This is a genomic window from Flavobacterium anhuiense (assembly GCF_900101855.1).
GTDB classification, from domain to species: Bacteria; Bacteroidota; Bacteroidia; order Flavobacteriales; family Flavobacteriaceae; genus Flavobacterium; species Flavobacterium anhuiense.
On the sequence record NZ_FMVC01000007.1, the window covers coordinates 174,217 to 189,701 of the forward strand.

The following is a 15,485-nucleotide window of genomic DNA, read 5'->3' on the forward strand; positions in this document are numbered from 1 at the left end:
AGCAAAATAGTAATCTGCTCAATCTGCAAAATCTGCGAGAGTAAATTTTATGTTCATTTTGTCATTTCGACGAAGGAGAAATCGCACCAGAATTTCTACAATCCATGTCTCCAATCTTTGTCGATTTGCGTGTGCGATTTCTCCTTGCGTCGAAATGACAAACTAACCGTTAACATTGAAGTTTTACTCAGAAACAACTCGCTCCAATTTCTCAGAAACTGCAATTTCCTTCCCGTTTTTAAAGATTCTAAATCCTTTTCCTTTTTTATATTTTTCTCCTGTTTTATCCCAAAGAATGGTAATAATATTGCCGTGATACAAAACATTATCCAGACAAAACCAATCCCATTTTTCTTGCGGAATCAAAGGATTTACTTCAATCTTTTCATCTTCTCTTGGGCGTAAACCAACCAATCCTGTAATCATTAAATCGTTGAAAGTCGAATGATTATAATAACGGCTTCTTTCTCTATCGCCCATTAACCAATACCCCGTAGTCTCATCTAAATATTCTCCAATATAAGGTTTTCCTCTGTAATACTGCGATTGTACGTACAATTCCATTTGTTTGAAATAATCCGTTTTACCAACAAAATCCTGATTATAATTATTGAGAACATTCGCCAAAGCTGTTAACGTCTGTGAACTTGCAAAAGGCCAGATGGCACCATCCCACTCACAAGTTCCTGTTCCATGAGTCCTAAAACGCGGACTTCTTCGTTCTGCGGTTGTCAAACCAAACGGAGCCGAAAATCCTTTTTCGTCTTTAATTTGTTCCCAAGCTTTTTCAAAACCTTTTCCTTTTTCAGGAAGATTAAAATACCACGGAATAAATCCTATGGCCTCGCGAACTTGCGACAGCGTATCTTTTTGTGTTAAAGTTTCAAAGAATTCACTTTTAGGATTCCACAATTTTGTTTCTACTAACTGCTGTAGTTCATCAGCTTTAGCTTTGAATTTTGCTTCTGTTTCTTTATCGCCTTTCATAGCAGCCATTTTAGAAATCGATACTGCATTGCCATACATATAACTGTTAATCGTTGGTCTTGCATTTTGAACTTTTCGTCCGCCGCTTAAAGACTCTTCCATTCCGTCTTTTACGTCATGCTGCCAAAACAAACCATCCTTGCGCTGACGGTCTTTTTCCCAAACCGCATAGTCTGTAACCATATCAGGGTACAAATCCAATAAGAATTTTTCATCTTTATTTACTAAATAACGATTGTATAAAGCGTCGGCTGTCCAACTGCTGAATTTATATAATTTATTCATTGGTTTTCCATCATTTCCTCGGTACCAAATTTTCACATCCTGCTCGATGTATTTTGGATCATGAACCCATCTGAATTCGTTGATATGATGTCCCAAAGCACAAGCAATCAAATTGTATTTATCGGCGTATGAACGGTCTACCAAAAACTCTGTAATCCCGAAACCTAGTGGTGTTTTTTTAATGTGTTTTCGAGCCGTCCACCATCGATAATAATAAATTTCCTCAAAATTCTGCTGCGGACATTCAAACAACGGAATATTCTTTTCCATCCAAGCCCAAGCACTGTCATTCGGAATGGCAAATTTTAAATTTTCATCTTCCATCGTGTTAAAATAATCAACATAATGTTTGAAGTTTTTTTCTTTTAAAATAGCCGATTTTCCTAATTGTGAAGATCCTGCACCAGATTTGCAACCGCTGTTTATACAAGCGATTAATATTGAAAGTGTTATTATTTTATATTTGAAATGTTGTAACATTAGTTTTTCTTTTATTTTTTTACTCAATCTTGTCATTTCGACGAAAGAGAAATCTTCGTTAGCAGCTCAACAAAGTTTGTCGATTTTGATTGTAGAGTTTCTTGAGAAGATTTCTCCTTCGTCGAAATGACAAACTGTATGTAAACCCGACAGGTTTCGGAAACCTGTCGGGTTTGATATGTTATTTTAATTCCCCGTAAAAACATACGTCTGCCCAGCTTTCATATTCACATCGTAAATATTGTAATTTGGCAGTTTTACTTTCTCCAGTTTTGCTTCGTTCGAAATAATCGGTTTCTTCACTTCTACATCATAAAACAACGGATTTGTATTTTTCCCTTTTGCTTTTTTAAGCGAAGAACCTTTTAAAGTATTTTCCACTTTCAATCGGCAGTTTCCTCCAATTTTTGAATAGATTTTCAACTCCGAAACTTTATTGTTCTTCCAAGTCATATCGATTACAAAACCGCCTCTTGCTACTAAACCTTTTATGCTTCCGTCTTTCCAAACCGTTGGCAAAGCAGGCAGTAAATGAATCGCATCTTCCTGACTCTGCATCAGCATTTCGGCAAAACCAGCAGTGCAACCAAAATTTCCATCAATTTGGAAAGGCTGATGCGCATCTAACATATTCGGATACGTTCCGCCACCTTTTCTTTGATCTGCTGTTACCAAATGTAATTGATCCTGAATCAATTTATAAGCGTGATTTCCGTCTAACAATCTTGCCCATAGATTCACTTTCCATCCCATTGACCAGCCCGTAGATTCGTCTGTTCTGTAAATCAGGGATTGTTTTGCTGCTTCAAATAATTCAGGTGTTTTTATTGGCGAAATCTGATTACTTGGGTATAATCCGTATAAATGCGAAACGTGTCTGTGATTGTCTTTCGGATTGTCCCAATCGTCCTGCCATTCTTGTAACTGACTATGTTTTCCAATTTTCATTGGAGGCATTTTAGCCAAAGCTTCGCTCACTTTTTTCACATAAGATGCATCCGGCGAAACCAATGCAGAAGCTTCCATAACATGTGTAAACAAATCAAAAATCAACTGATTGTCCATTGTGGTTCCTGATGCGATTGTTGCTTTTCCGGTTCCTCCTGTGTGTGTGTTTTCAGGAGAACTTGACGGAACAACCACCAAATATCCAGTATTCGGATCCACAATCATGAAATCTAAAAAGAAATCGGCGGCTCCTTTCATGATTGGATAAATTTCTGCTAAATATTTTTTATCACCTGTATATAAATATCTTTCCCATAAATCCTGACAAACCCAAGCGCCACCCGTCGGCCACATTCCCGAAGCCGCTGAATCTACCGGAGCAGTTACACGCCAGATATCAGTGTTATGATGCAAAACCCATCCGCTTGCATTGTACATCATACGGGCTGTTTCTGCGCCTGTTACGCTTAATTCTTTTGCCATTTGAAGAAACGGTTCGTGCATTTCCTGCAAATTGGTTACTTGTGCCGGCCAGTAATTCATTTCGGCATTGATGTTGGTCGTATATTTACTGTCCCAAGGCGGTGTTACCATATCGTTCCAAATTCCTTGCAAATTGGCTGGCTGTCCGCCGGGCTGTGAACTCGAAATTAAAAGATAACGTCCGAATTGGAAATACAAAGAGGCTAACTGCGGATCGAATTGTTTCGAAAAATCTCGGATTCTTTCGTTTGTAGGCTCCTTAGTCAATTCATTCGAACCTAAATCTAAAGAAACTCTGTTGAAGAATTTTTGGTAATACTCAACGTGAGCTTTCTTTATGGTTTCAAAATCTTTTGTTTCCGCATTCGCTAGATAGTCTTTACTTTTCGCAATTTCATCTCCAGAAATGTCCTGATAGTTTTTAAAATTGGTTGCAATTGAAATGTACAAAGTTACTTCATCGGCTTTGTTGATGCTTAACACTCCATTGCTTGCGTCAATTTCTCCTCCTTTGTTTTTAGCAGTAAGTCTTCCTTGAAATTTTACCTTTCCTTTTACATTTTCAAAGTTAGTTCCCGTTCCAGAAAGTATAATCTGATTTCCTTCTGTCGAAGTTACCGTTTTATCAATCGGACTGTTCATGAAAACGTTACAAGTAATCTGTCCTGGTTTGCTCGCAGAAAGCTTCACCACAATGACGTGATCTGAAAATGCGGTTAGAATTTCTCTTGTAAATTCAACTCCGTTTACTTTGTATTTTACTTTTGCCGTAGCATTGCTGATGTCTAAGTCACGATAATAATCGGTATATTTTTGATGTCCGTTGAATGAAATATAAACGCTTCCAAAAGTCTGATACGGCATGCCGTCATTGGTTTGCGACATGATATCTTTGGTAGCCAAATCCTGCGCTTCATCAAATTTTCCTTCGAAAATCAACTGTCTCACTTTTGGTAAAGCCTCAATTGATTTTTTATGCGCATTACTGTTTGGAGAACCCGCCCAAATCGTTTCTTCGTTCAATTGCAAACGTTCCACTGCTGGATCACCAAAAACCATTGCGCCTAAACGTCCGTTGCCCAAAGGCAAAGCTTCGTTCCAAATAGACGCAGGTTTATCGTACCATAATTTTAGGTCGTTTTGAGCTGTTGCAGTTATGGAAAAAATTCCAAGACAGATTGCTGTTATTTTAAGTTTTAACTTCATAGTATATTTTTTTTAGCGCCACGAATTACACGAATTGCACTAATTTCTTTTTTAATTTTTATTTCAATTTCTCTAATTTGTTTTAGCCACAGATTAAAAAGATTTTTTTATCTCCATAATCTGCTAAATCTGCGAGAGTAATTTTTCCCGCAGATTTAGCAGATTCAGCAGATTTTCTAATCAGTGAAAATCCTTTAATCTGTGGCAAAAAAATAATTCGTGCCAATTAGTGTAATTCGTGGCTATCTATTTTTTATTCTCGTAAACTTTCAGATTTTTTTCTCCGAATATTTCATATAATTTGTTGATGTCTTTCAGAGCATTTTTAGGCAGTTTTTCGCCTTTATCTCCAAAAACCAGCAACTTTTCTTTTGGTTCAATCACACAAGTTGATTCGTCAATTTCGCCTTTATCGTTTTTCACTTTATTCAAATCTAGATCTAAATATTTCGCCATAAAAGGATACAAAGCCATACGTTTCGAAATTCCGAAATCATGTCCTTCTTTGGCAAAATGGGCATTCTCTACTAAATCTTTCTTTCCGTACAATTCATACGTTCTTTGGATAAAAGGAAATTCCAATTCTGGAACCGCCAATGTCCAATCTTTTCCATCCGAAACAATCAATTGCGGTTTTGGCGCCATCATTGCTGAAATTTCGGCGTTATTAGTTCCGTTTCCGCATAAGTGAATGCCGCGTCCGCTTTCGCATGGACAACCGCCTGAAAAGTGTGATGAAACCATTACAACCGGAGCCGAAACTTTCACTCTATCATCAATCGCTGCCAAAAACATCGTGTGCGAACCTCCGCCAGAGCCTCCAGTAACACCAACTCTTGACATATCCGCATTTTTAACCGTTGCTAAATAATCCAGAAAACGAATTCCAGTCAAAACCTGAACGGTAGATGCGATGCTGTTTCTGTGCGTTTCTTCAGGAAACTGCAATAACGATTCTCCCCACGCAAATAAGTCGTAAGCTACAACAATGGCACCCATTTTTGCCATAATCGCACATCTGTACTGCTCATCTTTTCTATATCTTCCGTCACCAAAATGTCCGTCAGGAGTTAGAATAACCGCTGCTTTTTTGTTTAACGGATACGGTTTGTAAATCGATCCTGTAGCATAAACCCCAGGCAGGATTTCCAAAGCAATATTTTCGACACTATAGTCTTTGTAGATTCTTTTTGGAGTTAAAAGTGGTTTAGATTTTGGCATTGGGGGAGCCTTTTCTAATCCAAATGAGGTTATCATACAAGCTTTTAACTCCGTTTTGCGTTTTTCCCATTCTTCTTTAGTTGAATAAAGACTTTCTAAATAAAATAAGCGTTCTTTTCCTTTATCTACTGAAACTTTATGGTTTTCATATTTACGAATGATGTAGGTTCCGTCTGGCTGTTTGAAATACATCAATTCAAACGGTGCTAAAATATTGGTCAGCGAAAGCGGCAGGTTTCCCGGTTCAATTCTCCAATCGGCATAGTCGAGTTCTTTTCCCTTTAATAAACCTCTGTCATCGTTGATGGTTACGTTAAAAACCGTCTCTATTTTTTTAAGCGTTTCTGATACCGGTTTTCTAAAATTAGTATCAGAAGTACTTTGCGCATGAGCAAATGTCAAAGCAAAAATGGAAACTATTAAGATGTATTTTATTTTTTTCATTTTGATATAATTCAACACATTTTTTGAATTGCCTCCTGCTTTAGCTGGAGGAAAACAAATTGATTTCTAAATTATCTTTAGCCTAACTTATTCATTTGGCTAAAGCCCTTTCACTTGTCTTATTTTGAACCTCCAGCTAAAGCTGGAGGCAATTGATTCTCTTTTTTTTGAGCTTAATTACAATTCATAATTCATAACTCATAACTCATAATTACAATTGACATTCTATTGTATAAACTCCTGAACCTAATTCTAAAATCTGTTTTTTATCTTTTTCATTAAAACTTGCTCTAGCCCTTTTATCATTAATTTTTATTTCAGAACTTTTAGAAACAGGAAGTTTTATCGTAGCTGCCGTATTCACAGGAATTCTAACATTCAAAATAAATTTGCCGTCTTTTTTCTCCCAAGAAGAAGCAATTTTTCCGTAAACCGATTGATATTCAGCTTTCGCAAAAGTCATATCACCAACCACTTCTGGCTGAATAAAAAAGTGTTTGAAACCCGGTTTGTCAGGATCCGATTTGATTCCGGCTAAACTTTGGTAAAACCATTCTTCGATTTGTCCTAACATAAAGTGATTCCACGAATTTCCTTTTCTCGGATCCCATTGTTCGGTTAAAGTGGTCAAGCCAAATTTAATCTGAAAACCATAACCCGGCGCATCGTAATGATTGTGCATTCTGAACATGGTTTCGTTTTCGCCGTTCTGTGCTAGAGTTTGGAATAAGTAACGATTTCCAACATCTCCCGTTGTCAGACGATCTCCTTTTTCTTTGATATCGGCTAAAAGATTCTGCATAACTGCCTCTTTATACTGCGGTTCTACAATGTCCATAAAAATTGGAACAGCATTGCTAAACTGACTATTGGTTCCGTATTGTTTAGTTTCTTCGTTGAAAAACTCCTTATTGAAAGCTGTTTTAATCTCCGAAGCCAATGCATTGTATTTTTCAAAATCTTCGGTTTTGCCTAATAATTTAGCTGCTTTGGCCGTCAAATAAGCTCCGTAATAATAATGCGAAGTCGCCGAAAGGGCAATAGGACTATTTTTTGAATATCCAGCTGCATGTGTTCCGTAATCGTACCAATCGCCTAATCCGTGAGAAACGATGTTGTTTGTCGCTTTGGTTCCTAAATAATCCACATACTTCTTCATTACAGGAAAATATTTCTCTAATAGTGAAACATCTCCATAATATTCATAGTACATCCAAGGCAAAATCACGCCTGTTACGCCCCATTCTGGAGAATCGGTAAAATCGCCACCGAAAATCACATATTCTGGAACAATCGTCGGAATTAAACCGTTATCACGTTGTGAATCAGAAATGTTCTGCATCGTTGCAGGAAAGAAAGTCTGCAAATTATAATTGAACATCAAACCTGGGCCATTCAATTGAATTTCTTCCAGCCAGCCTAACTTTTCACGTTGCGGACAATCGGTAAAAACGCTTTGAAAATTACTTTTTATCGAGTTATTGATCAGTTCGTGTGTTTTGTTGAAAATTTCATTCGAACAGGCAAAACTTCCCGCTTCTCCAGCCGAATTGTAAATGAAATTTGATTTTAAATCAACCAAAGTTGGAAGTTCCTTATTCTTATCTTCTTTATAATTAATGTTTTCAATCTGAACATACTGATATCCATAATAACTGAATTTTGGCGTCCATTCTTCTATTCCATCACCTTTTAAAGTATAGTCGTAATAATAGGGTTTTCCAGATCTTCCTTGCGCGATTGTACCTTCTTCATTTAATCCTTCTGCAACCCAAACACGAATCGACTGTCCTCTTTTTCCCTTTACTTTAATCGTTGGAAATCCAGAAAGATTCTGTCCCATATCAAAAACATAGAAATTCGGTTTGAGCTCTTTTACCGTTTTAACTTCGTATTGTTTTTGAATTGTAACTGGCGGAGCAGTTTGTGGTCTTAAAACTCCTTTTGGGGCCTCTTGAACGACAACTTTTTTCCAATCTCTATCTTTGAAACCTTTATTTCCCCAGCCTTTTTGTTCTAGGTTAGCATTGTAATCTTCTCCCCCAAAAATACTGTTGTAGGTAATCGGACTTTTACTGTATTTCCAAGTTCCATCTGATTTTACAATTTCTTCCGAGCCATCATTGTATTTGATTTTCATTTTGAAGAATAAAGTCGGCGGACCAAAACTCACGAAGAATTTGGTATATCTTTCGGCAAGCGTATTGTACATTCCGTTTCCTAACAAAACGCCAATTACGTTATCACCTTTTTGAAAATCTTTTGCGCTTAATTCGTAAACGTTGTAATTAACCGTTTTATCATAATCAGTCCAAAGTGGCGCAAATTGACTGTTGCCCACTTTTTTTCCGTTGATAGTCAATTCGTAATGTCCTAAACCTGAAATATAAACAACTGCTTCTTTGACTGCTTTTTCTACTTCAAAAGGTTTACGCAACATAATACTTCTACGCGCCAAAGAATCGGAAGCATTGATAAACGAATTCTTTTTTTCTCTATTGAAAGTGGCCGTATGATAGGTTCTTCCTTCCGGCAAATGACTGTCTGCTTTTGTAATCGCACCGATCCAAGTTGGATTTAAATCTGATTCTAACGGAGCAGTTCTAAAAGAAGCATTCTTACTCCATTTTGAAACTTTACCTTCCTGATTCCAGACTTTCACTTTCCAAAAATATTTGGTTTCGCTTTTTAATGGCTTTCCGTTATAAACAATATGCAGGTTTTTATCGGTATTTACTCTTCCTGTGTTCCAAATATCTCCATCGTCATTATTTAGTTTTTCTTCAGAAGAGGCAACTAAAATCAAATAGGCAATTTGCGATGCATTGGATTCTTTTGAAACCAACTGCCAACCCAATCTCGGCTTATTCTCCACAACTGCTAATGGATTCTCTGCCATTTCTGTTATTAGGCGTACAGGTAGAATTTGTCCTTTAGAAACTATAGTTACTAAAAGACAAACAGATAATAATATGCTTTTAAAAAACTTCACTTTGTATATTTTTTTTTCGCCACGAATTCACGAATTTTCTCTAATTATTCTTTGCGTTTTATTTCTCTAATTTAAACCGAAAGTTTAATTCGATTAATTCATCACAAAAACTACGTATAGATTATAAAAATAATTCGTGAATTCGTGGCGATTTCAACTTTTTACAACTTTTTAGTAATCAACGATTCGATATTGAATACTGCTTCTTGGATCAATTTTCCAGTTTGAGGAAGGTCATCGTAATCGTCTGTGTCTGGCTCTGTGTCCGGATTTGGATTATGTCTCTGCTCTCCCGTGCGGAACATAATTCGTTCAAAACCATCTGTTGGCGCATAAAATATCTTTGTTGATTCTTTTCCATCGTTTACTTTTATAGTGTACTGACGGTTTTTAGCATCCAATTTAACTGTGATTGTATATGCTTTGTTTGCTTCGTATTTTGTAACCGAACTCAAACGCGCACCATTTTTTACCTTTAATTCTCCATCCGAATCAAAAATCAATCTTACTGAAGGCAAACCTTGTTTGTTTTGAAATTCAATTTGTAATAAACCATGATTATTTTGTTCTGGTTTTACGGTGAAAACAGCTTCCATTTTTGAAGCAAAAGGAATCATTCTTTCAGCACGTGAGTAATCAAAATAATCCTGATCTCTTAACGTCAGCCATTTTTTACCATCAGCTTTCTTTTCGATTTTGGTTGATGCCCAAGAAAGATCGTAAGTATTCCATAACTTCAATTCTTGTCCGTCAGGAAGAGTATTGAAAACGTCATTCACATTTTCTGTCACAACTGAAGTTACTGGAACTGGAATCGATGCCACCCAAATATCTTCTTTGTTCATACTGTACCCAACCCAGATTTTTCCGTCTGGCGGAGTTCCATTTTTCTCTGTGATTCCACGAACGTATTGAGGGCCTGCCGATTTGTAGTTTCCGCCGTAACGCATTGGACTTACTTCTCCGTGAACTAACAATAAATCTTTATAATTCAGTCCATCATCACTAGTTGAAATCGCCAAAGGCCAACGATATTCTGATGGATTGTAAAGGGTTGCATAACGATTATCAGACGTTTTTTGTCCCCAGATTTTAGCATTGCTGTTTACAAATCCTGGCGCACGCAATGGCATATAATCCCACGATTTTCCGCCGTCTCTACTGATTGAAGTTAAAGCATGTTTCCATAAACCCACCACATTTCCGTTTGGCAAATGGTAATAACTAAATGCTTTGTAAGGTTTCTGCAACGGAATCAGTTCATCGTCGCGATCGGCTTCTTCCACCCACTGCTGTAAAACTAGTGGTTCAGATAAAATTTCTTCGCAGGCTTTTTTCAAACCTTTGTCTTTTGATACGGTATAAAAAGGGAATTTTGATTTCGATTTATCCCAAGTTTTATTGTATCTGATGAAATAGATTTCGCCAAAACTTCCGTCTTTCTTGATTTCACGAATTACACGACCAATTCCTTTTCCGTCGTTTGGATCATCTTTTTCATCCATTGCAATTCCGTAATAAGCCAAAGCAAAAAGTCGTTTGTCTTTTGAGGTATAAAAACCCATTCTTTGGTGCATAATCGCATCCAGATTTTTCGCAACGCCTTCTACACCTTCTTTTTTCCAACCGTCAGGAATTCTATAAATTGGGAAAATCACTTCTGGTTTTGTCCATGTTACACCGTCTTTAGATGTCATCAATAAAGTTTGGCTTGGCGGAATATGTTCCCCAGAAGGATCACTTAAATAGTGCAGATAAAAAGTATTATTCCAATACGCCATCATTGGCTGGTGGTTGTATGTCCATCCGAAACCATCTGCTTTTTCTGGATGTTCACGACTTGCACGCATGATTTGCGTAGCATGAACTCCAACCGCAGGACTTAACTGCCCGTGATGGTAATCAATGTTCGAAAGTGTTTTTCCAACATAACGTACTGTGTCGTTTTGAGCGTTTACTGCCGTACACGCCAAAAGAACTGTAGCTGTAATGATGTTGGTTTTTATGTTTTGGAAAGTAACCATTGTAATTTATATTTTTTATCTGCTTGATCTGCAAAATCTGCGAGAGTAAATTTTGTCTCCCGCAGATTTTGCAGATTTAGCTGATTTTTATTTTCTATCAATTAATGCTTTTAAAACGTCTGCAGAGATTGTTGTAATCGTTCCGTGTTTGTGACCTTCTGGAAGACTTATTTTAGATGAAACATCTTCAAAATGAACAAAATCTGTTGTGCTTAACGCTTTATAATTTTTTGAACCGTAATTGTCATAATACAACAACCAATTTTTACCGACTTTTACCACCGTTGGCCCTTCTGATAAATATTCTGTCAAAGGTTCAGAACTTTTTTGAAAAGGCCCTAAAGGCGATTTTCCGAAAGCTACTTTTATGTTTCGCATGGGTCTTGTGTTATCTTTTAAAACCAAAACATAATCTTTCTTTCCTTTTTTGACAATCACACAATCAATTACGCTAAAACCTGGGTCGTAATACAATTTTGTATCTGAAAACGTTTTGAAATCCTTAGTCGTTACGTAATACATTCTGTGGTTGTTTTTCTCGTCCTCCACCCCTTTTTCAAATCGGAACGGAATTGTCGATGCCCAAATAATGATATATTCCTTTTTTACATCATCATAAAAAATCTCTGGTGCCCAAACGTTTACTACTTCGGGTTCATTTTTCATTACCGGAATATATTTTTGTTCTGACCAATGAATTAAGTCCTTCGAACTTGCGTAGCCAAAACCATTTCCACCTTTCCAATCGGTTGTCCAAACCATGTGATAGGTTCCATCGACTCCTTTTGTAATTGATGGATCACGCATGATTTTACTTGCTCCTATCTCTGGTTTTAAAAATGACCCTTCTAGTCCTTTCCAGTTGTAACCGTCTTCGCTGTATGCGAGATACAAGCCTTCTGTTGCGGGTTCCCTAAACGACGTAAAAAGATAGAGTTCTTTCTCTTTCTGTGCGTAAGATATCGCAAAAAGCGAAAGGGTTAGTATGATGAATATTTTTTTCATATTGTGTTCCGTTTACAATTTTGTCAAAGTTTCGAACTTTGACAAAGTTGACTCAACAATTTTATTATTCTGTAATTGCTTTTTTATCTAGAGAAGCTCCTTTTTTAATCTTTGTTGTTACGTTGTTAAACACATTACTTTTCAAGAAAATATTTTTGCTGTCTTTTCCATCAGCTTCGATAAAAATATCGGTTGGATTAAATGGAAAATTATTGTTAATCAACGCATTCGAAACATTATCTAATTTAATAACCGGAACGCCTTTTATTGCTGTTGAAGAACCAATGTTGTCTAAAATCACATTTTTAGAATCGGATATTTTGAAAGAAGAACCAACTGTTGCGTTTATTTTTACATCATGAAATTCAACATCTGTTGTTGTACTCACGGTAAAACCTTCTTTTCCGTCCATATTGATGTTCGAGAAAGTAATGTTTTGAATTGGCATTTCAGTAATTCCCAAAATCTGTCCAGCTTTGTTTACGTTTGAAGCCGTGATGTTACTCATATGAATGTTTCTGAAAATCGGTGTTTTCTCGGTTATAGGCTCAACTGTGGTACCTTTATCATAGAAAAGACTTAATACAATTGCTTCTTCTTTGATATTTTTCATAACAATATTATCCACACGAATATCTTCTACAACTCCACCTCTCCCACGAGCCGATTTGATACGGATTCCGCGATCAGTTCCGTCAAAAACACAGTTTGAAATCGTGATTTTTTTGATTCCGCCTGACATTTCGCTTCCAATAACCACTCCGCCGTGACCGCTTAACATCGTGCAGTTTGTGATCGTTACATTTTCTGTTGCTTTTCCATATTTACGTCCGTCGCCGTCTCTTCCTGATTTAATAGTAATACAATCATCTCCAACACTGATATGACAATCAGAAATGTGAACATTGGTACAAGAAGAAGGATTGATTCCGTCTGTATTTGGTGAATGCGGATTAAAAATTGAAATTCCAGTTACTCTGACATTATCACAAAACTCTGGGTTAATCGTCCAGAAAGGCGAATTTTTGAAAGTAACACCTTCAATCAAAATGTTTTTGCAGTTATATGCTTGAAAAAAAGAAGGTCTGAAAAATTTCTTATCAACCGTTCTTTTGTAGTATGGTTCTGTGTAAAGGCCTTTGTTTTGCTCTTCCCACATGGTTTGGTATTTTGTTGGAGGAAGCGGTTCTTTTGCCGTTTCAATTCGGTATACTTCATTCCACCAAGCTTTACCTTGTCCGTCGATTACACCTCTTCCTGTGATGGTGATATTTTCTACGTCTTTGGCATAAAACAAAGGTTGGAAACTTTTCATTACAATTCCTTCGTAACGCATTTCTACGTAAGGCAGAAAATCATCGAAGTTCTCTGAAAACTTTAAAAGTGCTCCAGAATCTAAGTGAATCGTGATGTTGCTTTTTAGTGTCAAAGCTCCGGTTAAATATTCTCCAGCTGGGAAAAAGATAGTTCCACCACCGCTTTTAGATGCTTTTTCAATTGCATTCTGAATCGCTTGGGTGCATTTTATTCCTTTGTTGTTTCCGCCTTCCTTTAGGATGTTGTACCAGCCGTCGTTTGCGAAAGTGGTGTTTAATCCGGTTATGAAGCAGAGTATTATTAGTATGTTTTTCATAGTTGTGTTTTTTTTGTTCTCTCGCAGATTTAGCAGATTGTTCAGATTTTTTTTTCTGCCACAGATTAAATGGATTTTTTTTATCTGCTTTATCTGCAAAATCTGCGAGAGTATTATATTCTCATTCTTTGTCACCCTTAGCGAAGTCGAAGTGCGTATACTATATCAAACTTTATGTCCAATCTTTGCGGTCCTTCGACTTCGCTCGGGAGGACAAAACTTTGCGTTTAAATAGATTTCAAAATCAAAACCCAGTCATTGCCATCTTCTTTTTTACCTTCTGGTTGAAAGTTTTGACTTCCTTCTTTGTTATCAAATATTCCGATTTTCATTTTCTTGCCGCTTCTTGGATTGTACCAAATTGCTTCGAATTTATCACCGGCAATTTTTCCAAGTTTTACTTCTATTATTCTACCGTTGTATGTGTAAAGCAAAGCATATTTCTCACTTCTTATCGCTGGAATATAATCGTATTTTTCTCCCTGATTCACCACTAAAGAAACGTCTGGAGTTCCTTCTAAAAATGGAAATTCTTCCATTAATTTCTTGATGTAAACCATTTGTTTTGCTCCTGGCGCATTGATGGCTGATGTCCATAATTCTTTATTTCCATAGGCGGGTTTATCGCCCTTTCTGAACATCTGCATTACGGCGTTGTGCCCGTAGGTATAACCTGCTCCGCCTGATAAAACCGACCAATATCCGTAACGGCGTACGTCATTTGCTGTCCATTTTGGCTGTAAAGTATCGTGTAAACCATGTGGAATTCCTTCGTAAGATGGTTCTCCGTCAAGTGTAGGTTTTGCTGGTTTTAATTCAAAATCTCTAAGAACAAATTTGTAATTGTCTTCTTTGAAATTCGTTTTTACAGAATCCTGATCGTATCTTCTATGTCCAGATTGGAACATATTGAAATCCAACCATTTTGCATTATGAAAATTCTCTGAAGAATCGGTTCTTCCAAACGGGTGGAAAGTCACTAACTGGTTTGGATTATTGGTTTTTAAAGTATTTCCGATGGCATTCCAAATATCCTGAAATTCGTTTCCGTGTGTGTCTCCACCGTTTAACCAAATTATGTTGGTTCTGTTTTTATATCGATTAGCCAAGAATTGAGCATATTCTGTTGCTTGTTCTTTGCTTACTTTATTTCCTTTTGAAACGTTGGTTCCCCAAACTGGAACCATTGCTAAGTAAATTCCGTTTTTCTGAGCCACGTCTAAAGTATAATCTACATGATCCCAGTAATCGTATTGCTTCGCATCTTTGAAATCATTTCCAGCCGTAATCAACGGTTTTGAAACGTCTTCGTTGATTAAAGCCGAAGCGCCATAAACGTTAATGGCATTGATGTTATGCAAAACCATGACCTGAACTACATTAAATCCTTTGTCTTTTCTGTCTTTAAAATATTTCTCAATTCCTGCTCTATCCAATTTTCCAAATGCCAACCAGCCTGTGTCGCCTAGCCAGAAAAATGGTTTTTCGTTTTCGGTAACAAAATAATGCTGATTTTTAGATACTTTGATTTCAGGCAGAGATGCTTTTGTTTTAGCAGATTGCGAAAATCCGCTTTGTGCTGTAAACACAAAGCTTATACAAAGGGCGCATAAAGATTTAATTTTCAGATTCATTTTATGTTGTTTTAATTTTTTTTATAGCCACGAATTCACGAATTACTTTTATTCACTTTGTGTTTTTCTTTCACGCAGATTTCGCAGATTTTAGCTGATTTGCGCAGATTAAATTTTTACAATCTTTTGAATCTGCTTTGATC

Annotated in this window: 8 protein-coding genes; all 8 read right to left on the minus strand. The window is 36.7% G+C overall.

Going from position 1 to position 15,485, the window contains the following annotated elements; translation table 11 throughout:
* Nucleotides 1-183 precede the first annotated feature (183 nt).
* The gene (locus BLP44_RS18495; RefSeq protein WP_091135304.1) at nucleotides 184-1,752 is read right to left on the minus strand and encodes an MGH1-like glycoside hydrolase domain-containing protein; all 1,569 of its coding nucleotides are present in this window, start codon (nucleotides 1,750-1,752) and stop codon (nucleotides 184-186) included.
* A 186-nt stretch (nucleotides 1,753-1,938) separates the two neighbouring features.
* Entirely contained in the window at nucleotides 1,939-4,389 is a 2,451-nt protein-coding gene (locus BLP44_RS18500; RefSeq protein WP_091135067.1) for a glycoside hydrolase family 95 protein, read from the minus strand.
* A 246-nt stretch (nucleotides 4,390-4,635) separates the two neighbouring features.
* Nucleotides 4,636-6,054: an acetylxylan esterase gene (locus BLP44_RS18505; protein WP_091135069.1), complete on the minus strand. Its 1,419-nt coding sequence runs from the start codon at nucleotides 6,052-6,054 to the stop codon at nucleotides 4,636-4,638.
* A 211-nt stretch (nucleotides 6,055-6,265) separates the two neighbouring features.
* Nucleotides 6,266-9,046 carry a glycoside hydrolase family 78 protein gene (locus BLP44_RS18510; RefSeq protein WP_091135071.1) on the minus strand — a complete coding sequence of 927 codons (2,781 nt, stop codon included), beginning with the start codon at nucleotides 9,044-9,046 and terminating at the stop codon, nucleotides 6,266-6,268.
* Nucleotides 9,047-9,207: 161 nt separating this feature from the next.
* Nucleotides 9,208-11,070: a sialidase/neuraminidase family protein gene (locus BLP44_RS18515; RefSeq protein ID WP_091135073.1), complete on the minus strand. Its 1,863-nt coding sequence runs from the start codon at nucleotides 11,068-11,070 to the stop codon at nucleotides 9,208-9,210.
* An 87-nt stretch (nucleotides 11,071-11,157) separates the two neighbouring features.
* Nucleotides 11,158-12,075, minus strand: a complete 918-nt coding sequence (locus BLP44_RS18520; RefSeq protein ID WP_091135075.1) for a glycoside hydrolase family 43 protein — start codon at nucleotides 12,073-12,075, stop codon at nucleotides 11,158-11,160.
* Nucleotides 12,076-12,139: 64 nt separating this feature from the next.
* Nucleotides 12,140-13,708 (minus strand): glycoside hydrolase family 28 protein, encoded by a 1,569-nt coding sequence (locus BLP44_RS18525; RefSeq protein WP_091135077.1) that lies wholly within the window; start codon nucleotides 13,706-13,708, stop codon nucleotides 12,140-12,142.
* Nucleotides 13,709-13,935: 227 nt separating this feature from the next.
* Nucleotides 13,936-15,342, minus strand: a complete 1,407-nt coding sequence (locus BLP44_RS18530; protein ID WP_091135079.1) for a glycoside hydrolase family 140 protein — start codon at nucleotides 15,340-15,342, stop codon at nucleotides 13,936-13,938.
* Between the last annotated feature and the right edge of the window lie 143 nt (nucleotides 15,343-15,485).

Bases quoted from the DNA above. Each gene is read 5' to 3' on its own strand.
- BLP44_RS18495 (WP_091135304.1), bottom strand. From the start codon at position 1,752: ATGTTACAACATTTCAAATATAAAATAATAACACTTTCAATATTAATC.
- BLP44_RS18500 (WP_091135067.1), bottom strand. From the start codon at position 4,389: ATGAAGTTAAAACTTAAAATAACAGCAATCTGTCTTGGAATTTTTTCC.
- BLP44_RS18505 (WP_091135069.1), bottom strand. From the start codon at position 6,054: ATGAAAAAAATAAAATACATCTTAATAGTTTCCATTTTTGCTTTGACA.
- BLP44_RS18515 (WP_091135073.1), bottom strand. From the start codon at position 11,070: ATGGTTACTTTCCAAAACATAAAAACCAACATCATTACAGCTACAGTT.
- BLP44_RS18520 (WP_091135075.1), bottom strand. From the start codon at position 12,075: ATGAAAAAAATATTCATCATACTAACCCTTTCGCTTTTTGCGATATCT.
- BLP44_RS18525 (WP_091135077.1), bottom strand. From the start codon at position 13,708: ATGAAAAACATACTAATAATACTCTGCTTCATAACCGGATTAAACACC.
- BLP44_RS18530 (WP_091135079.1), bottom strand. From the start codon at position 15,342: ATGAATCTGAAAATTAAATCTTTATGCGCCCTTTGTATAAGCTTTGTG.